General features: G+C 54.7%; 23 protein-coding genes. 9 read left to right on the top strand and 14 right to left on the bottom strand.

All coding sequences use genetic code 11. The features are described 5' to 3' along the window. Positions 1–251 precede the first annotated feature (251 nt). Positions 252–2,315, top strand: a complete 2,064-nt coding sequence (locus tag HED22_RS06425) for an ATP-binding protein (RefSeq protein WP_167720274.1) — start codon at positions 252–254, stop codon at positions 2,313–2,315. Between the two features lie 111 nt (positions 2,316–2,426). Next, entirely contained in the window at positions 2,427–2,900 is a 474-nt protein-coding gene (locus tag HED22_RS06420; RefSeq protein ID WP_167720272.1) for a hypothetical protein, read from the top strand. 81 nt (positions 2,901–2,981) lie between these two features. Here HED22_RS06420 and pheT read toward each other — a convergent pair whose 3' ends face one another. The 4 genes from pheT to rpmI form a co-directional block, all read right to left on the bottom strand. Continuing rightward, positions 2,982–5,390 carry a phenylalanine--tRNA ligase subunit beta gene (gene pheT / locus HED22_RS06415; RefSeq protein ID WP_167720270.1) on the bottom strand — a complete coding sequence of 803 codons (2,409 nt, stop codon included), beginning with the start codon at positions 5,388–5,390 and terminating at the stop codon, positions 2,982–2,984. A gap of 4 nt (positions 5,391–5,394) precedes the next feature. Further along, positions 5,395–6,465, bottom strand: a complete 1,071-nt coding sequence (gene pheS / locus HED22_RS06410; RefSeq protein ID WP_167720268.1) for a phenylalanine--tRNA ligase subunit alpha — start codon at positions 6,463–6,465, stop codon at positions 5,395–5,397. Between the two features lie 114 nt (positions 6,466–6,579). Beyond that, positions 6,580–6,936, bottom strand: coding sequence for a 50S ribosomal protein L20 (gene rplT / locus HED22_RS06405; RefSeq protein ID WP_008888574.1), 357 nt, complete (start codon positions 6,934–6,936; stop codon positions 6,580–6,582). A gap of 16 nt (positions 6,937–6,952) precedes the next feature. Next, positions 6,953–7,150: a 50S ribosomal protein L35 gene (gene rpmI / locus HED22_RS06400; protein WP_167445371.1), complete on the bottom strand. Its 198-nt coding sequence runs from the start codon at positions 7,148–7,150 to the stop codon at positions 6,953–6,955. A 253-nt stretch (positions 7,151–7,403) separates the two neighbouring features. Between rpmI and HED22_RS06395 the strand changes: the two genes are divergently transcribed. Then, complete coding sequence (locus HED22_RS06395; protein WP_167720266.1) at positions 7,404–8,354, top strand: AEC family transporter; 951 nt, start codon at positions 7,404–7,406, stop codon at positions 8,352–8,354. Positions 8,355–8,418: 64 nt separating this feature from the next. Here HED22_RS06395 and HED22_RS06390 read toward each other — a convergent pair whose 3' ends face one another. The 4 genes from HED22_RS06390 to HED22_RS06375 all read right to left on the bottom strand — a co-directional run bounded on the left by HED22_RS06390 (position 8,419) and on the right by HED22_RS06375 (position 11,830). Next, positions 8,419–8,823 carry a response regulator gene (locus HED22_RS06390; RefSeq protein ID WP_167720264.1) on the bottom strand — a complete coding sequence of 135 codons (405 nt, stop codon included), beginning with the start codon at positions 8,821–8,823 and terminating at the stop codon, positions 8,419–8,421. Between the two features lie 52 nt (positions 8,824–8,875). Next, on the bottom strand, positions 8,876–9,391 hold the full coding sequence (infC, locus tag HED22_RS06385; RefSeq protein WP_167720262.1) for a translation initiation factor IF-3: 516 nt from the start codon (positions 9,389–9,391) through the stop codon (positions 8,876–8,878). 229 nt (positions 9,392–9,620) lie between these two features. Continuing rightward, the gene (locus HED22_RS06380) at positions 9,621–10,619 is read right to left on the bottom strand and encodes a glycosyltransferase family 9 protein (protein WP_167720259.1); all 999 of its coding nucleotides are present in this window, start codon (positions 10,617–10,619) and stop codon (positions 9,621–9,623) included. Next, the gene (locus HED22_RS06375; protein ID WP_167720257.1) at positions 10,616–11,830 is read right to left on the bottom strand and encodes a glycosyltransferase family 4 protein; all 1,215 of its coding nucleotides are present in this window, start codon (positions 11,828–11,830) and stop codon (positions 10,616–10,618) included. Before HED22_RS06375 ends, HED22_RS06380 begins: the two co-directional genes overlap by 4 nt. A 57-nt stretch (positions 11,831–11,887) precedes the next feature. On the opposite strand from HED22_RS06375, the gene HED22_RS06370 reads away from it, so the two are divergent. Beyond that, on the top strand, positions 11,888–12,697 hold the full coding sequence (locus HED22_RS06370; protein WP_167720254.1) for a carboxylesterase: 810 nt from the start codon (positions 11,888–11,890) through the stop codon (positions 12,695–12,697). 38 nt (positions 12,698–12,735) lie between these two features. On the opposite strand, the gene HED22_RS06365 is transcribed toward HED22_RS06370, so the two are convergent. The 5 genes from HED22_RS06365 to tsaD all read right to left on the bottom strand — a co-directional run bounded on the left by HED22_RS06365 (position 12,736) and on the right by tsaD (position 15,997). Beyond that, positions 12,736–13,071 (bottom strand): Rieske (2Fe-2S) protein, encoded by a 336-nt coding sequence (locus HED22_RS06365; protein ID WP_167720253.1) that lies wholly within the window; start codon positions 13,069–13,071, stop codon positions 12,736–12,738. After that, positions 13,068–13,481 (bottom strand): EVE domain-containing protein, encoded by a 414-nt coding sequence (locus HED22_RS06360; RefSeq protein WP_167720251.1) that lies wholly within the window; start codon positions 13,479–13,481, stop codon positions 13,068–13,070. The genes HED22_RS06365 and HED22_RS06360 overlap by 4 nt, the downstream gene beginning before the upstream one ends. Before the next feature lie 3 nt (positions 13,482–13,484). Beyond that, positions 13,485–13,763, bottom strand: coding sequence for a YciI family protein (locus HED22_RS06355; protein ID WP_167720248.1), 279 nt, complete (start codon positions 13,761–13,763; stop codon positions 13,485–13,487). Between the two features lie 102 nt (positions 13,764–13,865). Beyond that, positions 13,866–14,870, bottom strand: coding sequence for an NAD(P)H-dependent glycerol-3-phosphate dehydrogenase (locus HED22_RS06350; RefSeq protein ID WP_167720246.1), 1,005 nt, complete (start codon positions 14,868–14,870; stop codon positions 13,866–13,868). A gap of 68 nt (positions 14,871–14,938) precedes the next feature. Further along, on the bottom strand, positions 14,939–15,997 hold the full coding sequence (gene tsaD / locus HED22_RS06345) for a tRNA (adenosine(37)-N6)-threonylcarbamoyltransferase complex transferase subunit TsaD (protein WP_167720423.1): 1,059 nt from the start codon (positions 15,995–15,997) through the stop codon (positions 14,939–14,941). 290 nt (positions 15,998–16,287) lie between these two features. On the opposite strand from tsaD, the gene hemC reads away from it, so the two are divergent. The 5 genes from hemC to HED22_RS06320 all read left to right on the top strand — a co-directional run bounded on the left by hemC (position 16,288) and on the right by HED22_RS06320 (position 22,317). Further along, positions 16,288–17,232, top strand: a complete 945-nt coding sequence (gene hemC / locus HED22_RS06340; RefSeq protein WP_167720244.1) for a hydroxymethylbilane synthase — start codon at positions 16,288–16,290, stop codon at positions 17,230–17,232. 24 nt (positions 17,233–17,256) lie between these two features. Next, positions 17,257–17,976 (top strand): uroporphyrinogen-III synthase, encoded by a 720-nt coding sequence (locus tag HED22_RS06335; protein WP_167720242.1) that lies wholly within the window; start codon positions 17,257–17,259, stop codon positions 17,974–17,976. A gap of 57 nt (positions 17,977–18,033) precedes the next feature. Then, a complete protein-coding gene (locus tag HED22_RS19800) occupies positions 18,034–19,557 on the top strand; it encodes a mitofilin family membrane protein (protein WP_167720240.1) in 1,524 nt (507 codons plus the stop codon). Beyond that, positions 19,554–20,942: a heme biosynthesis protein HemY gene (locus tag HED22_RS06325; RefSeq protein WP_167720238.1), complete on the top strand. Its 1,389-nt coding sequence runs from the start codon at positions 19,554–19,556 to the stop codon at positions 20,940–20,942. Before HED22_RS19800 ends, HED22_RS06325 begins: the two co-directional genes overlap by 4 nt. Positions 20,943–21,081: 139 nt before the next feature. Then, positions 21,082–22,317 (top strand): adenylate/guanylate cyclase domain-containing protein, encoded by a 1,236-nt coding sequence (locus tag HED22_RS06320; RefSeq protein WP_167720236.1) that lies wholly within the window; start codon positions 21,082–21,084, stop codon positions 22,315–22,317. A 46-nt stretch (positions 22,318–22,363) separates the two neighbouring features. Here HED22_RS06320 and purH read toward each other — a convergent pair whose 3' ends face one another. Next, a complete protein-coding gene (purH, locus tag HED22_RS06315) occupies positions 22,364–23,941 on the bottom strand; it encodes a bifunctional phosphoribosylaminoimidazolecarboxamide formyltransferase/IMP cyclohydrolase (RefSeq protein WP_167720234.1) in 1,578 nt (525 codons plus the stop codon). Positions 23,942–24,234 lie beyond the last annotated feature (293 nt).

The following is a 24,234-nucleotide window of genomic DNA, read 5'->3' as shown; positions in this document are numbered from 1 at the left end:
CCGAATTAGAAGCGTTGTGTTATGTTCAAGCCATGCGGCATTTGCAGGTACCCCGGGACGCGGAATTTGACCGGCGGCAAGATGTCATCATCAGGCGGGTTTTCGCGCCGTCAGATAATGTGCGATGGATCGCGAAGCTATGGTCAAACACATGAATTCATTTGTTTGTATCCTTTTCAACCATCTCAAAAAGACTTAGATTTGATAGTTGAGAAAATCATAATCTTGTGTGGCAGGATCACGCCAAAAACATGTTCATAACGTCAATCGAGCCATCCCTGTCGCGGCGCAGCCTTGTCAAGCTGCGCAAACGGCTTGCGGCGTTGACGCTGACAGGCGTTTTCGTCCTGCTTTTTTCTTTCTTCTTCATTCAAAAAACGCTCTATGACGGCGCTGTCGAAAATGCCAGCAGGCAACTCGAAGCTACGGCTTCTCGATTGGGCTCGATGCTGTTGCTCCATAACGATGTCGATTTGCAAAAGATCGTTCCGAACGATTCCGGCATCACTGTTGGCTTGCTTGATAATGACCTTAATCAGGTCAAGGGCTTCATCCCGCCCCATTTGATCGGCGATCTGGGCGAGTATATCAGCAACCAGCAGACAGACCGTGATTCGCTTCTTTGCGTACATAGCAGCGAGGTCATCGTCCTAGCCTATAGCAAGCTTACCGAAATCAACCGTATCGTTGTGACTTACACACCGCGTAGCACGCTTTTGCAGAACTGGCGCGAAGCGTTCATTTTACACGCACTGATGTTTGTCATGGCCATGGCCATTCTGTGCGGCTTGGCTATCTGGTTGTGGCAACGTCTTAAACGTCAGCACATGCGCGCAGCCCACCTGACCGAGCATTTCAGCGATACGGAAAACACCCTGTCAGAATGCGGCTGTGCTGTTTTGAGCTGGCCGGTAGATACCCCTGATGGCAAGTTGGCGACACAACTGAACTGGCCGGAAATCCTTGGTCCGACAGCAGATAAGATCGGCCCGACCATGACTGATCTGCTGGATCGTTTGTCACCGGCATCGCGCACCAAACTGCGTGGACCTTTGATCGACAATGTCTGGCCGGATGCGCGGGTTGGAACGATGGTCGACATTCGAACGGCCAAAAACCAGATGCAGCGTTTTTACCTGATGGCACATCGATTTACCGAGGATGATCGGGAATTCGTTTCAGTATTGCTGCTCGAAACAGCCGCACATCAGGAGTTGAGCCATCCGTTTGAAACCTATTTGCGTCATACACCCGAACCGGCAATTGCCGTTGATCTGGAGGGTATACTGCGCGGTTTCAGCCCCACACTTGAAGACCTGATGGGATTGCCGGTGCATGACATCGTCAATAAACCGTTCTTCAAGCTTTTCATTCCCGATGATCAACAGACCGCGATGACCGCCATGCGTCAGAAAAGCGGCTCAACAATGATGGGCGATGGCAAATCCATCCTGCGGGTTCTTGATCGCAAGGGGCACGTCCGCTGGCTGGCGTGGAATTGCGTCGGCCCGTTTGGAGACATGGTCTTTTGCAGCGCCCGTGATGTGACCGAGTTTGTCGAAAATGCCAACAAGCTGCGTGACGCGCTTGATCAGCTCAAACGCAGCAACGAAGACCTTGAACAGTTTGCCTATGTGGCATCCCACGATCTGCAGCAACCCCTGCGCATGGTCGCCAGCTATACGCAACTTCTCAAGCAGCGTTATAGTGGCACGCTTGATCAGGAAGCCGATGAATATATCGATTTCGCTGTTGATGGTGCCAAGCGTATGCACAAACTGATCAGTCATCTGCTTGAATATGCCAAGACGGGCACCAGCGAAGATTTCTCTCCGATTGACTGCAACCAGGTCCTGAACGAGGCGCAAGCTGACCTCAAGGATGTAATTGGCCGCGAACACGCCACCATTACCCACGACGACCTTCCTGTTGTCAAAGGTGACCGGATTGCACTTTCCCGGCTGTTCCAGAACCTGTTATCCAACGCCATCAAGTATCGCCGCCCCGGGGTTCCGCCGCATATATCCATCACGGTCGAACGCGACCCGGTGATGCCTGATTACTGGCGCTTTTCGGTGCGTGACAATGGCATCGGTATTCATCCGGAACATGCACAGCGAATTTTCCGCCTGTTCCAGCGCCTGCACAAGGACGAGTTTTCCGGAACGGGTCTTGGTCTGTCATTATGCCGCAAGATCGTTGAGCAGCATGGCGGACGCATCTGGCTTGATACCAGCCGCCCGGTCAGCGACCCCGGAACGACCATCATCTTTACCCTGCGGGTTCATCATCCAGACCAGCTGACAAGAAGCTAGCCAAGCCCTGTAACGTTCTTGCCGGGTCGCGCTGGCAAGTATCTTGCTTCGTGTTAAGCATGAAACGGGCAGACAGGTAAAAGCTGCCCTGTGCCTGCTATGGAGCGTTCAATGTTCAAGACCCAAATCCTGTGTCGCCCTGCACTCAAACCTGTTCTGGCGATGCTCGGCCTGTTGGCCCTGAGCGCATGTGGTTCGGACATGCGCACCATGAATGACAGCCACATGCAGACACTGGCTTATTACTTTGCCGAACACGAGCCCGGTGAACCACTTCCACGGGGGTGGCGTCGGCTGGATGGTGCGGAAATCAATTACCGTTTTGCAAATGAAACGTATGGCGTCTACTCGATTGACGAAGATGAGCAGTTGCTGGTCATGCATCTGTATGACAACGGCACCGGCCGACTGGAAGCCGATGATGATCGCGAACGCTGCGAATGGAACAGCATGGTCGATCAACTGACCATCGAATGCGATGACACCGATATGGAATGGCACATCTTTACCAATGGCCCCGACCTGATCGCGCTTGATCTGGACGAGGACGAATATGCTGTTCTGCGCAAACGGCCCGGTCGGTAATTTTGACCGGTTCCCTAAAAACAAAAAACGGGCTGCCCAATCAGGAGCAGCCCGTTTTTCATTGAGATTTCTGAAGCAATCCTAGGCGCGCAAGGAGCCACCTGTTGCCTTTTCGACTGCCTCGACAACCTTCTTGCTGACCGCTTCGATTTCTTCTTCGGTCAGGGTTGCCTTGGTTGGCTGCAGCGTGATCGAGAAGGCGAGTGACTTCTTGCCCTCCTCAATGCCTTTGCCGGCATAAAGGTCAAAGATCGTCACATCCGTGATCAGGTTGCGATCGGCCCCTTTGGCCGCCTTGATGATCGCCTCAGCCTTGACACCCTCATCCAGAAGGAAAGCAAAGTCGCGTTCAACCGACTGGAAGCTTGAAGCGTTCAACGCAGGACGGGTCGTGCCCTTTTTCTTGGGCATGGGCACGTTTTCCACAAACAGCTCAAACGCCACGACCCGGCCTTTGACGCCGAGTGTTTTAAGCACCTTCGGATGCAGTTCGCCGAAATAGCCCAGAACATTTTTCGGACCCAGCTGCAGGGCAGCTGAACGGCCCGGGTGATACCATTCCGGTGCACCGTCTGTATTGACCTGAACATTGGCGGCATTGGTGCCAAGTGCATCAATCAGAGCTTCGGCATCGGCCTTGACGTCAAAGACATCAACATCGCGGCGCGAACCTGTCCAGCTGCGCTCTGTGGTTGCGCCTGAACGCAGGCCAGCGGCCACCAGACGCTGATCACCCGGCTGATCACCAAAGAATTCCGGACCAACTTCAAACAGCGCCAAATCCGAGAACCCGCGTGCCTGATTGCGACCTACCGCTGCGATCATGTTGATCAAGGCGTTCGGACGCATGATATCAAGGTCGGAACTGATCGGGTTGGCCAGATAGAGACCGTCTTTGATTTCGCCAAACAGTTTTGCCCAGCGCGAATCTGTAAAGGACCAGGTCACGGTCTCGTATAGACCGCGCGATGCCAGGACACGGCGGGTCAGCCCCACACGTTTTTGCATCGGCGACAGAGCCGGAACCGGCAAGCTGCTCTCACGTTCAAGCGGGACGGTCGGGATCTTGTCATACCCGACGATGCGCAGCACTTCCTCGACCAGATCAGCTTCACCGACGATGTCCGGACGCCAGGTTGGCGCAACGGCGGTAATGACCGGCGCGGAACCACTGACTTCAAAACCAAGCGATTTCAGAATGTCGATGGCACGATCCGCCTCGACGGCAACACCACCTAGTTCCAGAATGCGGTCGATGCGCAGGTCAAAGGCATTGCGTGGGTTTGGTACTTCGCCTGCCTTGACGACATGCGAAACCTCGCCACCACAAAGCTCGGTGATAAGATGGGTCGCAACTTCCATGCCCCATGCAATCGACTGCGGATCAACGCCGCGCTCAAACCGATAACGGGCATCGGAATTGACCTGAAGCTTACGGCCGGTCTTGGCAATGCTGATCGGATCGAACAAAGCACATTCAACAAACACATTGGTCGTTTCATCAACGCAGCCGGTTTCTTCGCCACCGATGATACCGCCAATGCCAAGCGCCTTGGCCTGATCTGCGATCACGACCATCGAATCCGAAAGTTCGTATTCCTTGTTATCAAGGGCTGCGATCTTTTCACCATTGGTCGCGTAACGCACATTGATGTCACCTGACAGCTTGTCGGCATCAAAAACATGCAACGGACGGCCCAGATCGTGGGTCACAAGGTTGGTGATATCAACCAGTGCCGAGATCGGACGCAGACCAACGGATTCAAGACGGGCTTTGAGCCAATCCGGACTTTCAGCGTTTTTCACACCGCGGATGTAACGACCATAGAAGGCCGGTACCGCGTTGATTGCCGCAATGTCGCTGCTGATCGCAACGCCAATCGGGCTGTCAAACTTGCCGGCAACCGCTTCTTGGCGCGGATCATCTTTAAGCGAACCAATGCCCGCAGCCGCAAGGTCGCGAGCAATACCACGTACACCGGTGCAATCCGGGCGGTTCGGGGTCAGTCCGATTTCAAGGATCGGATCATCCGCCCCCAGAACGCTTGCGACCGGCGCACCGATTTCAGCGTCTTCCGGCAGTTCGATGATGCCGTCATGGTCTTCGCCAAGGCACAGCTCGCGGGTGGAGCACATCATGCCCTGACTTTCGACACCGCGGATTTTGCCCGGTTTCAGTTTGGAGCCATCAATCGGAATGATTGCGCCCGGCTGTGCGAGTGCGACTTTGATTCCGGTGCGCGCATTCGGTGCACCGCAAACGACCTGAATAACCTTTTCACCGGTATTAACACGGCAAAGCTTCAGGCGATCAGCATCAGGATGCTGACCGGCTTCCTCGATATGAGCGACACGGATGTCGGCAAGGGATGCCGCGCGATCGGTCACACCTTCGATTTCAAGACCGATATCGGTCAGTTTTTCGGCGACCACCTCGATCGATGCATCGGTATCAAGGTGCTCTTTCAGCCAATTCAGTGTGAATTTCATAATCTCAGCCCCTTACCATGTTCGGTACATCCAGCGGCACGAAACCATAATGTTTCAGCCAGCGCAGATCGGTATCGAAGAAGGTGCGAAGATCGGGAATGCCGTATTTCAGCATCGCGATACGTTCGATGCCCATACCAAAGGCAAAGCCCTGATATTCCTCGGGATCAAGACCACAGGCGCTCAGCACGCGCGGGTGAACCATGCCGCAGCCGAGAATTTCCAGCCAGTCGTCGCCTTCACCAATCTTGAGTTCCCCACCTTTGCGCGAACAGCCGATATCCATTTCGGCACTCGGTTCAGTGAATGGGAAGAAGCTCGGACGATAGCGCACCGGCACATCATCAAGTTCGAAATAGGTTTTGACGAACTCAAGCAGGCACCCCTTGAGGTGACCCATATGGGTCTTCTTGTCGATCACCAGACCTTCGACCTGATGGAACATCGGCGTATGGGTCATATCGCTGTCAGAGCGATAGGTACGACCCGGCGCGATGATGCGGATCGGCGGCGTTTTGCTCTGCATGGTGCGGATCTGCACCGGCGAGGTGTGGGTCCGCAGCACAAGGCGCGAACCATCTTCCTGTTCGGGCAGATAGAAGGTGTCCTGCATTTCACGCGCCGGGTGTTCCGGCGGAATGTTCAACGCGGTGAAGTTATGGAAGTCGTCTTCAACATCCGGGCCTTCAGCAAGGGCAAAGCCCATTTCACCAAAGATCGAGACGATTTCATCGATCGTCTGGCTGATCGGGTGAACACGACCCGCGGTTTCATCCGGACGCGAGGACAGGGTGACGTCGATCCGCTCACCCGACAGACGCGCCTCAAGGGCAGCATCTTCAAGGGCGGTTTTTCGGGTTTCGATTGCGCCAGCGACCTGGTCCTTGACGGCATTCAGCGTCTGACCAAATTCGCGACGCTGGTCCGGGTCCATCTTGCCAAGGTTTTTCATCAGGCCGGTAATGCGGCCTTTCTTGCCAAGGGCGCTGATGCGGACGTCTTCAAGCGCGGTCAGATCCGCTGCGTTTTCAACTTCCGCCAGAACCTCTTCGCGCAATGCTTCGATGTTTTCCATAACTTCCGACGCTTTGGCTTGGGTTTAAAATTCACAAAAAGAAAAGGGACGGCCAATATGGCCGCCCCTGATCAAATCAGGCAAGTGCCGATGAAACCTTTTTACAAAGGTTTATCAGTCCAGTGCAGCCTGCGCCTGGGTGACCAGAGCTTTAAAAGCTTCCGGCTCACGCACTGCGATGTCGGCAAGAACCTTACGGTCCAGTTCAACACCAGCCTTTTTGAGGCCATTCATGAACTGGGAATAGCTCAGACCGTTCTCACGTGCGCCAGCGTTGATACGCTGAATCCAGAGCGAGCGGAACTGGCGTTTCTTAACGCGACGATCGCGGTATGCATACTGCAGACCTTTTTCCACAGCCTGAACGGCGGTGCGGAAAGTATTGTTGCGGCGACCGCGGTAACCCTTGGCAGCCTTAATAACCTTGCGGTGACGAGCGTGCGAAGACACGCCCCCTTTTACACGAGCCATTTAACTCTCCTTAACCTTAACCGTACGGCAGGAATTTTTTGACGATGCGGGCATCGGCGTCACACAGAATCTCTGTACCACGCGCCTGGCGCTTCATCTTGGTCGGTTTTGCAGTCAGCAGGTGGCGTTTGTTTGCCACGTTGCGACGCACTTTTCCGCTTGCGGTCAGGCTAAAGCGTTTTTTAGCACTCGCTTTGGTCTTCATCTTGGGCATTTTTCTATCCTTGCAAAAGCAATGAAAACGAAATCCCCTACGGCGGCTGGGCATGCCCTGAAGGACCAATACAGACCTTCCAGCCTCACCACCTGTTTTGGGGACGGGTGGTTATAGACTCCGACTTGACCTTTTTCAAGGGCCAATTCCGCCCTTTCCCCTTGCTTTTTGCGGCATTGCGCCGCCATTGTGCCCAACGGCCACTTTTTGTAGCCTGAACTGCCACCCCGTATTTTGCCAACTGACTGATTACATGTCGCAAATCACATCAATCATTTTGCCATTCTTCGCCCTGATCGGCCTTGGCTGGGTCGGCGGAAAATTTCGGATCGTCTCCCCCGATGGCATGCGCGGCATCAACGGGTTTGTGTTCTATTTTGCCTTGCCCGCCCTTTTGTTCAAGGCACTGGCAACCCGCAGCCCCTCGGAAATCTGGCAACCTGATATCATACTGGCCTATGGGGCGGCGACCCTTGTGGTTTACGGTGTAACACGCCTGATCGCAGCAAAGGTGTTCGACCTCGACCCAACCAGCCAGACGCTGTTTTCCTTTGCAGGGACCATGGGCAATGTCGGCTTTATGGGGCTGCCGCTCATCATCGGATTACTGGGCCCCGAAGCCTCCGTACCACTGATTGTTGCCTTGGCAGTTGATCTGATTTTGATGCTGCCTCTATCCCTTTTGCTACTCGAAAGTGCAAAGCATGCCAAGGGCAGCAATCCGGCTGGCAAGATCATACGTGGTACCGTTACCAATCCGGTGGTATTGGCGATTATCGTTGGTGTCGCTGCAAGCTTGCTTGATCTTGAGTGGCCAGACGGTGTCGACTATCTGCTTGATCTTCTTGGGCAAAGTGCGGGCCCTGCAGCGCTGTTCGCCATCGGCGTTGCGCTGGTCGGTCGACCGATTGCCGAGAAGCGTGCGGAGCTTGCCACCATGTCGGTTGCCAAGCTGATCGTGCACCCGATCGCAGTGTTTATCGGTTTTTGGATTGTTGGTTCGACAAGCGGGCTTGAGACAAAGGCTATCCTCTTGCTTGCCGCGCTGCCCACCGCAGGAAATGTGTTCGTCGTTGCCACGACCTATGACCGCTATATCGTGCGGAGTTCCTCAATCGTGTTGGTGACGACGGCCCTTGGCGTCATCAGCTTTTCAGCATTTTCGGTTTATATCGACACGATTGTTGCTTGGCTTGTCCCCTAGTGGTGGACAAACCTGCTAATGCTCAAAAACGATTGAAAATCAGGACGCCGTAACAAACAGCAGATCAAATGGCGGTCTTGATGGTATGTGCCCGGCCGATCCACTTTTCGATTCGGCTCATCAGTTTTTCGCGGTTGATCGGTTTCAGGACAAAGTCGTTGCCCCCTGCCGCAACGCCGCCGCGCAGGTCTTCTTCGCCTTGCCTTGCAGTGACATAAATGATGGCACAGGCCAGATCGGGGAAATGCGTGCGGACATTGATCGCGGTTTCGAACCCGTTCATGTCAGGCATCATGATATCCATCAGGATAATGCGTGGACGCTTGGTCTTGAGAAGCTTGAGAAGATCCTTGCCAGAGGAAACGCCCTGAAACGTGAACCCGCCACTTTCGACGATTCGTTTCAGAAGAACCAGGCTCTTGGGGTCGTCATCGACACCAATAATCAGCAGATCATTTCCAGCTGGCATGGCATTCCCTCTTTGGCTTGGACCTTGGGGTAGAACGGCAAAACGCCGCGTCTTAACGCGGCGCCAGCACCATAATCATAACACGGCCTTCCATCTTTGGCATCATTTCGGGCTTTGCGAGGTCTTCAAGATCCCCCGAGAAGCGCTGCAACATGCCAAGACCAAGGTCCTGGTGAGCCATTTCACGTCCACGGAAACGCAACGTGACTTTCACCTTGTCTCCGCCGCCAAGAAACTTCTGCGCGGCGCGCAGTTTGACGTTGTAGTCATGGATATCGATATTTGGACGGAGTTTGATCTCCTTGACCTCGATAACCTTCTGTTTCTTTTTGGCCTCGTTCTGCTTCTTGCTTTGTTCGTATTTGAACTTGCCGTAATCAATCAGCTTGCACACTGGCGGCTCGGCATTCGGAGCAACTTCGACAAGGTCGAGGCCAACTTCGGCTGCCATTTCAATGCCTTCACGCACCGTCATCGGGTCGGACATGTTGCCTTCAGCGTCAACAACACAGATGGAACGGGCTTTGATATCCTCATTGACGCGCGGACCTTCCTTGGTCGGCTGCATCGGTTTGCGTGGTCGTGCTATGGATAATCTCCTATGGTCATCAAACAAATCGGTCAGAAACAGAAACAGTAAAACACACAGGCAACTTAACAGGTGTTTTCTGCAAGACCTGACCTAGCATATCCACGTGCGTTCAGAAAGCAATGATTTTAGGCACCTATAGCGGCTTCAAAGCGCCATTTTCCGCGCTTTTGTTCCTTAATGCCAAATAGAGCAAACACCCTAAATCCTAATCAACCAGATCAAGGCGCTGACGAATGACATCCATAACCCGATTTACGGTCAGTTCACGCAGATCGCCTTCACGCACGATACTCACGGCATTCGGGCCATGACCGCGCGGCGCACAGCGTTTCGGATCAGAATCACGGGAAAACAAAACGACTGACGGCGCACCGGCAGCAGCGGCAATATGCATGGGTCCGGTATCATTGCCAATCGCCAGCACCGATCGCGCAGCAAGCGATGCAATATCAAGAAAACCTGTCCGCCCCATCAGATTACGCGCCTTGGGGCACATCTGATCAATCCGGTTCAGAACATCTGCTTCACTGTCAGTGCCGATCAGAACCGGCGTCAACCGATAGTCAGCCAGCTTCTTGGCCAGCAACCCGAACCGTTCGGCAGGCCACCGTTTCACAGGGCGATGCGGCGCACCGCCAGGACAGATCAGCACAAACGGGCTTCGAATACCAAACCGGTCCAGATCGATATCCGGCCCTGAAATAAACGGCGCCGGAACATCCTTGATACCTGCGTCAGCAAGCTGTTCAGCCAAGCGGTCGATCGTATGCATGCTTGCGCGTTCCGGATTTGCATGCGGATGTGAACATCCCCTGGCAATACCCGACCACTCAGGCTTGGGACCTGGCCATAGAAGCTTGAAATAGAAACCGGTTCGATCAGACGTCTGAAGGTCATAGATACGATCAAAGTTGCCATTCTTCAGAAAACGACGCAGTGCGAGCACTTCCCGCGGCTGGCTCAATTTCGGACGGCGGTCAATGGCGATTGAGTCAAAAAATCCGGTTGCCTTCATCAGATCGACATAAGGCCGCGTGGTCAGAACAGTGATATGCGCATCGGGGTGGGCAGCGCGAATGGCCGCAAACGGCCCCATGGCCAACACAACATCGCCAAGAGCCGACAGCTTAATCACCAAGATACGCTCGCGTGCATCAGAACCGTCGGATTCCGTCGCCAAATGCTCAGCTTGCTTGTCGATCATGCAGCGTTCCTGATCACGCGGCGCAGCGCCTTGGCATAAACATTCAACGTCCGCTCTGCCATTTGCTCTAACGAAAACTCGGCGATAACGTGATTTCGTCCCTTGGTTGCCAGTTTGGCGCGTTTTTCCGGTGTCAGGTTCAAAACCTGAATAAGCGCCCGAGAGAGTTGATCAACCTCACCGGGACTTACCAGCCAACCAGTCTCACCGGGCAGCACCGTCTCCATCGCCCCACCATGGGCAGTCGACACAACCGGGCGCCCCATTGCCTGCGCCTCAGAGGGGATACGACCGAAGGCTTCGGGCTCTGTCGATGGACATGCGACAACATCTGCCAGCATGTAAGCTGCCGGCATATCGTTGCAGTGGTCAACGATATGAACAATGTCCTCAAGACCCAATCTGCGAGTCATCTGCAAAACTTCTTCACGATATCCGGTGCGGCCCTGATCGGAGCCGACAATCAGACAGCGAACCTTACGATGGCCAAGTGCCTCAAGAACGGCGGGCAGCGCTTCTATCAGAAAACAATGGCCCTTCCAGCGCGTGATACGCCCCGGCAACATAATCACATATTCTTCGCCATCGAGACGCCACTGGTTAGAAAGTGCTATCAGGCGTTCCTGACTGACATTCTCCGGGTTGAACAAATCAACGTTCGTGCCGCGCGGTACGATATTCAGGCGGTCCGGCTCGACCTTGTAATACTTGTTGATGTGATTGGCGATGTGCTTGGAAATCGCGATCACCTGATCACCCATGGTCATTATCGCATTATAGCGGCGCTTGAAGGGGTTATTGTAGCCGGAATAGGTGCCGTGGAAGGTCGTGACAAACGGAATGCCAGCCTTGCGTGCAGCAAAGTAAGCACTCCAGGCCGGGGCACGCGACCGTGCGTGGATGATATCGACACCCTCGTCGCGGATGACCTTGACGAGTGCATCGATATTCTTGCGCATGGTCAGGACGTTTTTCGACTTTAATGGCAGATTGATATGCTTCGCACCAAAACGGGCCAATTCACGTTCCAGCCGGCCACCCTGTGAAGCGACAAGCGCCTTGCCACCGCCATCAACGATGGCGCGCGCAATATCGACTGTCCCGCGCTCCACACCACCAGCATCCAGTTCGGGAAGTACCTGTAAAATAACGGCAGGTCGATAGTCCCCGCCTTGCGCTTGGGGCTCTGATCGATAGACTGTATCTGTCATTACTTCTGACGCGCTCATGCAACTCCAACCATCAACACCCAAGGACCCAAGCCCCGAATGACACATGACCTGCCGACGCAACAGCCTGCAAAGCCCGAATTTCTCAACCGTCCAGATGGCTTAAAAATCGCATACCATCACACACCGGGCAAGCAATCTGACGTACAGGTGCCCAATACGCCCGGTGTGATGTTTCTTGGTGGTTTCATGTCAGACATGACCGGAACCAAGGCAACTCACCTTGAGGCGCACTGCATTCGGCAGGGGGTGGGTTATACCCGCTTTGATTATTCCGGTCACGGACAATCGTCGGGCAAATTTGCCGACGGTACGATTGGTCAATGGGCCGGAGATGCCATTGCAGTTCTTGATGAAATCACCTCAGGCCCGCAGATTCTTGTGGGGTCGTCGATGGGTGGCTGGATCATGCTTCTGGCAGCCCTTGCCCGCAAAGAACGCGTTGCCGGTCTGGTTGGTATTGCTGCTGCACCCGACTTTACAGAGGACCTGATGTGGGCGCAGTTCAGCGAAGATCAGAAAAAGACCATCATGGACGAGGGTGCCCTGATCGAGCCGACCGAATATGGCGATGATCCCTACACGATTACCCGCGATCTGATCGAAGATGGCCGTAACCAACTCTTGCTGTGCAAGCCAATTGACCTCACCTGCCCTGTCCGGCTGGTTCAAGGCATGCAGGACCCGGACGTGCCTTGGCAAACGGCGATCCGCCTGACCGAGGCATTGGTCACCGACGATGTCCGCGTGGATCTGATCAAGACCGGCGATCATCGCCTGTCAGAGCCAGATCAGCTGGACGTAATCACCAAACACATTGATGAAGTGATTGCAAAGACGACAGGATAACGCCCGATCCTGGCAATAACTCCACATATGGCAGACGATCAGGCCAGCACGACCTGATCGTCTTTAACTTTCACCGCAACTGGTTCAAGCATGTCGCCTGCGCACGGGCCGGAGACGCATTCGCCGTCTTCGATACGAAAACGTGCACCATGGGTCGAACAGATGATTTCATCGCCAAAATCGCTGATGAATTCGTCGGGCTCCATATCCAGCGGCACGCCGATATGCGGGCAACTGTTGATATAGCCAAAAACGTCATCGCCACTGCGGACAACGAAGATGCCGGTGCCGCCAAGATTAAGGCCCTTGGCACCAGTGGCATCGAGATCGCTGAGCGCACACAGAACTGTTCCGGATTCTGGCAGGTCGCTCATGGGTCGACCCCGCCCATCTCGCAAATCGCGGCCCAGGATGCGTCATCAATCGGCATGACCGACAAACGTGATTGTTTGAGCAAGGCAAGATCGGCAAAGCGTGGATCAGCCTTTATATCGGCGAGGGTCACAGGTGTTTTCAACGGCTTGACCGTTTCGAAATCCACCTGAACGAACTTGCCCTTTTCATCGGTAGGGTCCGGATAATATTCGCGCACCACCTCAACAATGCCGACAATCCGCTTTTCATTCACCGAATGATAGAAGAACGCCTTGTCGCCGATTTTCATCGCACGCAGGTTCTTGGCGGCCTGATGGTTACGTACACCATCCCAGCCTTCCACACCCTTTTTGACCTGGTCGTCCCACGACCAGCTTCCCGGTTCGGTTTTGACCAGCCAGTATGCCATTTATCAGAAGACCTTTTTAAACGGGCGAATGACAACGGATTCGAACAGGCCAGCCTTGGCATAAGGATCATTGGCTGCAAATTCGCGGGCATCATCGATACTGTCGAACTCGATGATAAAGACAGACCCGTTCATGCCTTCCATATCGGGATCAAGGGTCGGACCCGCCGCGACAATACGATCGGTAAAACCGCCTTTGATGTAAGCAAGGTGGTCTTCACGATTGGCCTTGCGGACATCAAAGTGCCCCGGCTTATCGACACAACGAATGTAGAAATGCATGGACGGTTTCCTGCTTCTTTATGAAATCAATTTCCGTAAATTGACAGAAGCCCCGCGCATTCTCAAGCCGAACTGCGACGCAAATAACCGTGAGAAAGGGATTTAATCAGTGTTTTCAAGTTCATCGCGAAACGGACGCTGCAACAAGGCATTGATCGTACTGCGCAGATCCGCATCGTGATTTGCCACCTGATCAACCGCCGCACAGATTGGCATTTCCACACCATATTTGCTGGCAACGGCGGTGATGGATGCGGCTGTATGGACACCTTCGGTCACGGAACGACGTTCTGCCAGAATGTCTTGCGCCTTGCGGCCCTCGCCCAGTGCAACGCCAAAGGTGTAGTTGCGAGATAGGGTCCCGGTACAGGTCAGGGTCAAATCACCAAGACCGGCAAGCCCCAACATGGTTTCAACCCGACCACCCATGGCAACCGCCAGACGCGACATTTCGGCAATACCACGTGTAATCAGGGCCGCACGCGCGTTGTCACCCAATTTCAGGCCGGCCACCACGCCACTTGCAATCGCCAAAACATTCTTGATTGCACCAGCAACCTCCACACCGGCGACATCGGTGCTGAAATAAGGACGGAATTCCGGCGTACCGATCAACTCCACCAGACGTTTGCCCAAGGCACGATCTTCGCAAGCCAGTGTAATGGCTGCTGGCAGCCCGACGGCGACTTCCTGTGCAAATGTCGGTCCCGAGAGGACCGCGACCGGCACATCACCAAGGGTTTCGGACACCACTTGTGCCATCAGCGCGCCGGTTTCCTTTTCAATGCCCTTGCAGCAAATCACCGCCGGAAGCGTATCTGGCCAATGAGATGACAATTTTGTCAGGGTTTCTCGCAAATGCTGCGCAGGTGTTACCAGCAGAACCGCATCAGAATCGCGCAAACCCTCATAATGCGTGGTCGCCCGCAAGGCACCCGGCAGTTCGATACCGGGCAGATAAAGGTCGTTTTCACCCTTTGTGTTAATCCGGTCAGCCAGTTCATCGTTGCGCAAAATCAGTTCAACGTCTTCACCAGCCCGCACCGCCTGAACAGCCAAGGCCGTTCCCCAGGCACCGCCACCGACAACAGTAATGCGCTTTTTCATGATGTTTTTCCGGCAAAAATGAAGTTATTTCGAGGATCGGCAACTACGTCAAACACGGCGGATTTGTCTTACGCCTTAACCCCGGCACCCGGACGTTTGGGCGCTTCGGGATCAAGTGGCCAACGCGGACGCGGCTTGAAATCAAGATCATCGCGTTCCCCCAGCCGGAACCGTTCCAAGCCAGCCCAGGCGATCATCGCGGCATTGTCGGTGCAAAGATGAAGTGGCGGCGCGACAAGCTCCATACCGGCCTGATCGGTCAGCTCCACCAGTCGGCTGCGCAGGTACTTGTTTGCAGCAACCCCGCCCGCAAGCACCAGCGTCTTGCCAGCGGGATAATCGCGCATGAATTCAAATACCGCATTGCGTGCGCGATCAATCAGGGTGTCACCTACCGCGCGTTGGAATGATGCAGCAAGGTCGGCTTTGACTTCCTTGGTCTGCTGTTCGACCGGAAAACTATCCATATAGGTCCGAACGGCAGTTTTAAGACCGGAAAAGGAAAAATCGCACCCCGGACGCCCACGCAAGGGGCGTGGCAGACCGAAACGGTTCGGGTCACCCTTGGCAGCGATCTTTTCAAGCGCCGGGCCACCGGGATAACCAAGCCCCATCATCTTGGCCGTTTTATCAAATGCTTCGCCGACTGCATCGTCAATCGTGGTGCCGATACGCTTGTATTTGCCAACACCCTCGACAATCAGAACCTGACAGTGACCGCCGGATACCAGCAATAACAAGTAGGGAAATGCGACATCGTCGGTCAGTCGCACAGTCAGCGCATGACCTTCAAGATGATTGACGGCAAGGAACGGTTTTTGCGCGGCAAAGGCAATCGCCTTGGCGGTCATGGTACCGACCATTACCCCACCGATCAGTCCCGGGCCACCAGTGCAGGCCACGGCATCAAGATCATCAAAATCAACACCGGCATCATCCATGGCCTCGGCCACCAGACGATCAAGATGTTCAAGATGGGCACGCGCGGCAATTTCGGGCACAACCCCGCCATAGGGGCGATGATCATCAAGCTGGGACAAAACACGGTTTGCCAAAATTTCGCGCTTGTCATTCACGACGGCTGCGGCCGTTTCATCACAGCTTGTTTCGATACCCAGAACGATCATGATCCTGATCCGTTTCACCAACTCTGCCGACATGCGCGGCAATCGGAATTCGATTATAGGCGTGGCGATGATGTAGCGGAAAGTTTCTGTGCTTTCCACCCCTGTGCTGCGCAACGGCCATATGCAGTTATCGCGTTTCGCCGGCGGGTCGAAGTTTTTTGACCTGCGACCTAAATCAATGCAGCCGAGTTTCGAGCAATTACAATCACCGAAAATTCTCGCCTTTTATCGGGGCAGAAGGCTGCCCGCAGACCTTGTTTTCAAACAGTTTTAAGACTAAGACTTCACCCATGACAGATACAGCAAAACTTCGCATCGGCACCCGTGGTTCGCCCTTGGCTCTGGCTCAGGCACATGAGGTCCGTGACAAACTGGCAAATGCCCATCCGGAACTTGCCGAAGAAGGCGCAATTGCCATCACCGTGATCACAACAACCGGTGACAAGATCCTTGATCGCGCCCTGTCGGAGATCGGTGGCAAGGGGCTGTTTACCAAAGAAATCGACGACGCCCTTCTGGGCGGCGAGATTGACCTTGCAGTTCACAGCATGAAGGATGTCCCAACGGTCTTGCCCGATGGCATGATCTTGCCGACCATTCTGCCGCGTGAAGATGTCCGCGATGCGTTTATTTCGCTGAAATACAAAAGCTTTGCCGAAATGCCGGCCGGATCCGTGATCGGATCGGCATCTCTTCGCCGTCAGGCCATGATCTTAAACAAGTTTCCCGATCTCAAGGTCGTGACCTTCCGTGGCAATGTGCAGACACGTCTGCGCAAACTGGGCGAAGAACAGGTGGACGCAACCCTTCTGGCGATGGCTGGCCTGAACCGCCTGGGGCAACCTGATATTGCCACTGCACCCATTTCCGAAGACGAAATGCTGCCCGCCGTTGCACAGGGCGCAATCGGGATTACCATCCGCGAAGTTGATACGCAGAGCAAAGAATGGCTTTCTGCACTTCATTGCGAAACGTCCGCCGTTCGGGTTGCAGCAGAACGTGCGGCCCTTAAGGCACTTGATGGATCATGCCGCACCCCGATTGCAGCACTGGCCGAATTTCAGGATGATGGCAGCCTGCGACTGCGTGTCTCAATTGTGCGTCCCGATGGCAGTGAACGTCTTGATACAGAACGCATGATCGCCCAGCCGGATATGGAAACGGCGAGTGCGGCGGGTACAGATGCCGGTGAAGAGCTTAAGCAGCGTGGCGGACCGGATTTCATTTCCGCTTGATCTTGGCAACAGACAGGGACGCAGATGGGACCCTTGGTACTAAATACCCGGCCCGACACAGACTCTGCCGACCTTTTGGCCGCGCTTGACAAGCGCGGCTTCCGCCACCTGTCTGCGCCGATGCTGAGTATTATCTTTCCGACACCGGCAGACCCGCTTGATATCAGTGTCTACCAGGCAGTGATCTTTACATCTGCCAACGGCGTGCGGGCCTTTGCCAAGCTGACCGAAGACCGTTCACTTCCCGCCTATTGTGTTGGCGATGCCACTGCCCGAACATGCCGTGACTACGGCTTTGATGATGTCCATTCGGCCAATGGTGACATCCATGATCTGGCCGCATTGATTCGCAAAATGATTGATCCCGCAGGCGGAACCCTTTTTCATCCGGCCGCGCGCAAAACCGCCGGTGATCTTGGTCAAATGCTATTGGCTGACGGGCATCGGGTCGACCGGCAAACCGTTTACGAAGCGCAGGAAAGCGACACCCTTTCAGGGGATGTCCTTGAGGCGCTTCGCAAGCATCATATTGAAGCCATTTTATTTTTCTCTCCCCGCACTGCAGAAACCTTTGTTAAGCTTGTGCACAGCTATAAGCTGGAGAGAGACTTGGCCGGAACAAGCGCGATTTGCCTGAGTCCGGCGGTGCAATCGAAGATATCCGACCTTACATGGCATAGAACGCGCGTTGCATCACAACCGACACAAGAATACCTTCTTTCTGAGCTAGGGTCCCTGTCGTGATGGCATCCTGCGCCTGACGCCGTTTTGGGAATAACCGCAAACTGCAATGGTCTGATCGTGAAAACACCAGAAACGCCAAAAACCAATGCTTCCGCAAAATCGGCCGACACCAAAGAGTCGTCTGATACCATTTCCGTTGATAGCAAGGGCAATGCGAACTCGACCCCGAAAAAGGCCGAGACAAGCACTGCGTCGAAGTCCAGCGTACCAAACGCTGGAACGGCCAAGTCTGGCGAAAGCACCGCGACCAAAGACAACAGTGCTGCCGGCAAACCCAGCAGCGAAAGTGCAGCAACGAGTAGCACAGCAAAACCTGAAACCAAGGATGCCAAACCCGGCGAAAGCGCAAAGGCCGCAGCAGCCAAGTCGGGCACAGCGCCAAAACGCAAAAGTGGTGGTGGCGGCAAAGCCCTGTTCCTGTTTGTGATCATCATCATCGGCGCTCTGGCCGCCGGTTGGTTGACCCGCGCAATCTGGTGGCGCGATGCGGAACCGGTCCTGGCCCAATATGTGCCAAGTGAGCTCCTTGCCGAAATCGCGCCCGAGGGCTTTGGCCCGGATTCCGCGAACGGCAGCGACGTTACCGTTACGAACGCGCCTACAAATGGTACTTCTTCAGATAGTGCAACACTTCCAGACCCCAGCAAAGATGCCGGAATGGCTGAGAAGGATGATGGTGCGCTCGCAACCGAAGAAATGCTGCCAGATGCAACCGATGACAGCGCATCAACAGCAAGTGCCAGCCCCATCCCGGATGGATCTGTGGTTGTTGATCCCGATCTGACAGAACGCCTTTCACGTCTGGAAGGCACGATTGATGCCCTTCGTGAACGTCTGAATAACGAACGTGGCGATACACTGAACAACACGGTCACGCGCCGTATGGCCGAAATCGAAACCCGCACGGCACCGATTGAGGAACTGGCACGGGTCGAAAGCGAACTGGCCGGTGTGGCTAACGAAATGCGTGAACTGTCCGCCCGACTGTCGACCATGGAAGAAGAAGTTCGTGCGACCAGTGGCCTGCGTGTCGAAAGCCGCGGTCAGGCAATTGCCATGGCCGTTACCATCCTGCGCGATGCCCTTCAACGTGGTGGACCGTTCGTAATTGCACTGAACCAGCTTGAGCGCAGTGCAGGCGATGACGAAGTAATTGCAGAACAGATCACAACCCTGAAACCATTGTCAGAACAAGGCGCACCGACCCTTGAAAAGTTGCGCCAGTCTTTCCCTGTTATGGCACAGGAAGCCGTTGCGGCCGCAACCGATGACCATTCTGGCAGTGTCCTTGATGCCACGTGGGCGAACATCAAAAAGCTGATCCCGATCCGCCGTGTTGATGCAGCAGGCGAAGAGTCGCTTGAGGGTCGCCTGGTTCTGGCCGAAAACGCGCTTGCACAGGATGACCTTGATGCAGCTGTCGCCGCCCTTCAGGGGGTTGAGGGCGATCATGCCGCCGCCGCCGTCAGTGACTGGCTCCAGGCCGCTGAAAATCGCCAGACCCTGAATGAGGCGATTGCGACACTCAGCTCACACGCGATCAGCATTCTGACCAGCACCAGTCCGGAGGGCAGCCAATGATCCGCCTTCTGATTTTTATTCTGATCACTGCGGCACTGGTTTTCTGTACCGTCTGGTTTGCCGATAATCCGGGCCGCATGACGATTGTCTGGCTGGGATATCGCTTTGACGGATCAATCGGCATGGTCACCCTTGCACTGCTGGCCCTGACTGCGGTTCTGGTTCTGTTGTGGCGCGGTTGGACGATTATTGCCAATTCGCCGGGCTGGCTTGGCCGCCTTCTGGGCAGCCGCCGCCGCAAAAAAGGTCAGCAGGCTCTGACCATGGGCTTGCTGGAACTGGCATCTGGCGATGTGCGCCAAGCGCTTCGACACACCCGCGCGGTTGATCGCTATCTTGAAGATGACACACTGACCCGCCTGCTGACTGCGCAGGCAGCCGAACTTGATGGCAATAACGACGCCGCCAAGCGCCAGTTCGAAGCCATGCTGGAAAAACCCGACTCGGCGTTCTTTGGCCTGCGCGGCCTTTTGCAGTTGGCCTTGAAGGCCAATGACCGTGAAGCTGCTCTTGATTATGCCGAACGCGCACACCGTTTGCGGCCGCGTAACCCGGCGGTCATCGTCACACTATTTGACTTGCTGTTGACCTCAAAACGCTGGGATCGTGCCCTTAGCCTGCTGGTTGATGCAGAAAAGGCTTCTGTTTTCAGCGAAACTGAACTGACCCATCGCCGTGCCCTTCTGATCACCGCCAAGGCAGAAGATGCGATTGCCGAGGGTGAAAATGCAGAAGCCATCAAGCTTCTGCGCAAGGCACTGAATTCTGCGTCCGACTTCACCGGGGCGGCTGTTCTGCTGGCCGGGCTTTATCGTGATCTGAAACAGGATAGCAAGGCCCGCGATGTGGTGATCCAAAGCTGGCGGACGGCTCCGTCCGCGGCACTGGGTACGATTTTCCGGGAAACGCTGACCGGCGATCCGCTGGCGAAAGTCAAATCGGTCGAGAAACTGGTTGCCAACAATCCTGATCATGTCGAAAGCCAGATTGTTCTCGCCGAGGCTGCCCTTGAAGCAGATCTCTGGGGTATCGCACGCAGCAATATTGAAAAGGCTATGGCAACCAAGGCAGAAGCACGTCATTACCGTCTGATGGCTGATCTTGAGCTGCGCGAAAATCAGGATGGTGCCAAAGCCCGAGAATTGCTGATCAAGGCAAGCCATGCCAACCCGGACCCGGATTGGCGTTGCGGGGCCTGCGGCGCTGAAACCGATCGCTGGGTTGTTTCCTGCCCGTCCTGTCATTCATTTGGCAGTGTCGAATGGCGCGCACCGCTGCGCGTTCATCAGAACGATCAAAACGATAAGCCATCAAACCAGGCAGCCGCAGTTGCCATTGAGGGCAATGTGATTGATCAGGCGCCAGATCAGGCCGTGACAACCTGAAATAAGAAACCCACACGGCTCTTGAGGTCAAACCGGACACGATGGCTCACCCCGGATGGACAAAAGATCAACAAACGACTCGGCGGCTCTGGACCAGCCCTTTCCTTTAAAGCGGCTGTTCAAGCGCCGATTCATGCCGATGGCCGGTGTTTTTCTGCTTCTGTCCATCCTGCTGATCGGAATGACGGCACGTGAAGTCGTAGGATCGATTTATCTTGAGCTTGCCCAGCGCCGCGCACAAACAATCGCGCGCGCAGTAGAAGTCGCAGCACCCGATGCCTGGCAAGCATTGATGTCGGGTCAAACTGCCGAGGAGCTTGCCCACCTATCCGGGGCGCAACCACTTCGCAAAGCATTTTCCGATGAAGTCAGAGAGCTCAATCTTCCTGAACTCAAGGTCTATGACCTCGAGCGAAAGGTGCTGTTTGCGACTATTTCCTCTGAAATTGGCACCAGAGAAGATGGCGCAGCCCTGATTTCTGTCATCGAGAACAGTGCGCCGGAAATTGTCACCAAGGACCTAACCGACGGCTCCCAGCAATATGAGCTATATGTTCCCGTTTTTGATGCTGAAAACACCCTGCGGGCTGTTTTTGAACTCTACGAACCGGTCGGCTATCTGGACAAGATTTTCACCCGAACAATCATTCCGTCGATTGCTGTACCTCTGATATTGCTGCTTGGTCTCTTGTGGGTTCTTAATCAACTTGTTGGCCGTGCACAGGCTGATATTGATGCCCGTACCGGTGCCCTCAACGAATTGCGCAAAAGACTAGAGTCATTTGTCTCGACATCTGCTGTCAATGCTGCGCGCGCGAGCGATCAACAAGGCAAGATCACATCTCAGAATGTCGTTACCACGCTTTTCTTCTCTGATATTCGCGATTTCACCGGCTTTTCAGAACAGAATTCACCCGAAGACGTTGTTGGATTTCTCAATGAACTGATGTCGTTGCAGGTTCGAATCCTGCGTGCCCATGGCGGCGATATCGACAAGATGATAGGCGATGCGATACTTGCCCGTTTCGATAGAGATGATGGCGGGGCAAGCGCGCTTGTCGCCGCAGAAGAAATCCTGACAACAATGGGTCAGTTCAATTTCCCGCGTGCATTGGGCATTGGTATATATCGCGGATCGGTCATTTCAGGTGCAATCGGCCCGGAAGACCGGCGTGATTACACAGTTATCGGGGATTCCGTCAATGTCGCGGCACGGCTCTGTTCGGCAGCAAAGGCCGATGAAATTGTCGTTGATGCCGATCTGACAGATCAGAGTTTCGGACCGCTTGAGGAAATCACGGTCAAGGGCCGAAACGCACCGATTACAGTCCGACGCAAACACATTAAAACAAAAACGGCGCCTCCGAAAAACTGATCGGAGACGCCGTATTTTTAAAGTGAGCTTACTGGGTGCCAAACACCTAGTGGCGGAAATGACGCATGCCGGTAAAGACCATGGCGATGTCATTTTCATCAGCTGCGGCGATGACTTCTTCATCGCGCATGGAACCACCCGGCTGGATCACTGCGGTGGCACCCGCCTTGACCGCGGCAAGAAGACCATCCGCAAACGGGAAGAACGCATCAGAAGACACGACCGAACCCTGCGTCCGCAGATCGCTTTCATCTGCGTTTTTGCCAGCTTCTTCGGCTTTCCACGCTGCAATGCGCGAGCTGTCCACACGGCTCATCTGACCGGCACCGATGCCAACAGTCTTGCCGTCTTTGACATAGACAATGGCGTTTGATTTGACGTGCTTGCCAACGCGGAAGGCAAACAGAAGGTCATCAAGTTCTGAGTCGGACGGTTTGCGCTTGGTAACGACCTTGAGCTCTTCACGTTTGACACGACCGGCATCGCGGTTCTGCAAAAGGTACCCGCCTGCCAGCGACCGAAGAGTCATGTCTTCACCAGCCGGATCGGCCATGCCGCCGGTGACCAGAAGACGCAGGTTTTTCTTCGCTGCCAGAACTTCCTTGGCGGCGTCATCTGCATCCGGGCAAATCACGACTTCAGCGAACAGCTTGGCAATTTCTTCGGCCGTTTGCTTATCAAGGGTACGGTTGACCGCGATGATGCCGCCAAATGCTGATACCGGGTCACAGGACAGCGCCTTGTGATAGGCATCAATCAGAGTTTCACCTTCGGCAACGCCGCACGGATTGGCATGCTTGATGATTGCAACCGCCGGCTTGTCATCGAATTCAGACACCAGCTCAAACGCGGCATCGGTGTCATTCAGGTTGTTGAAAGACAGTTCCTTACCCTGAAGCTGGGTCGCGGTCGCCACACCCGGGCGGTTTTTGCCATTGGTGTAGAACGCGGCCTGCTGATGCGGGTTTTCGCCGTAACGAAGCGTCTGTTTCAATTCGGCTGAAACATTAAGGCGCTGCGGGAAGGTTTCACCGAGTTCACCGGCAAACCAGCTTGAAATCGCCGAGTCATAAGCACCCGTGCGGGCAAAGGCCTTGGCCGCCAGAACGCGACGGGTTTCAGCCGTGGTCGCACCATCGTTGCCCTTCATCTCGGCAATGACGCGGTCGTAATCGGACGGATCGACAACCACAGTAACCGATTCATGGTTCTTGGCCGCAGAGCGGATCATGCTTGGCCCGCCGATATCGATGTTTTCGATGCAGGTGTCGAAATCGGCACCCTTGGCAACGGTTTCCTCGAACGGATACAGGTTCACACAGACCAGATCGATCGGGGAAATGTCGTTATCTTCCATCGCCTGCATATGGCTGGAAAGAGAACGGCGGCCCAGAAGGCCGCCGTGAATCTTCGGATGAAGAGTCTTGACACGACCGTCCATGATTTCGGGAAAACCGGTGTGATCGGCAACTTCCTTGACCGGCACACCAGCGGCTTCGATTGCCTTGGCAGAGCCACCGGTTGAGAGGATTTCAACGCCCTGGGCGTGAAGGGATTTGGCAAATTCGACCAGACCGGTCTTGTCGGAAACGGAAATAAGCGCGCGCGCAATACGAGCAGTCATTGGGTTCGCTTTCATGCATCAATTTGATGAAGGTTGCGGACCCATTGATGATATATCGGCCCACAAAATCAGGAAGCGCATGGCTGCTCGTGCATGCGAAATGACAGTGTGCAGGCGAACCGGCCTTCAAAAGGGATCAGACAACAACGCATCCGATCCGGGCCGACACATGATCAATGAGTCCGAACCATGTTTCGCGCGGAGCTTTAGCATGTGCGGCGCAAAATGTGGACCCCGAATTCTTGCATGGCGGCTTTCTGAGTGTGTTGAGACAAATCCACACGCCAACAAAA

Source organism: Thalassospira sp. HF15 (assembly GCF_011806525.1).
GTDB lineage: Bacteria > Pseudomonadota > Alphaproteobacteria > Rhodospirillales > Thalassospiraceae > Thalassospira.
The sequence above is the reverse complement of the archived record's forward strand: the minus strand, read 5'-3'. Positions and strand labels throughout refer to the sequence as shown.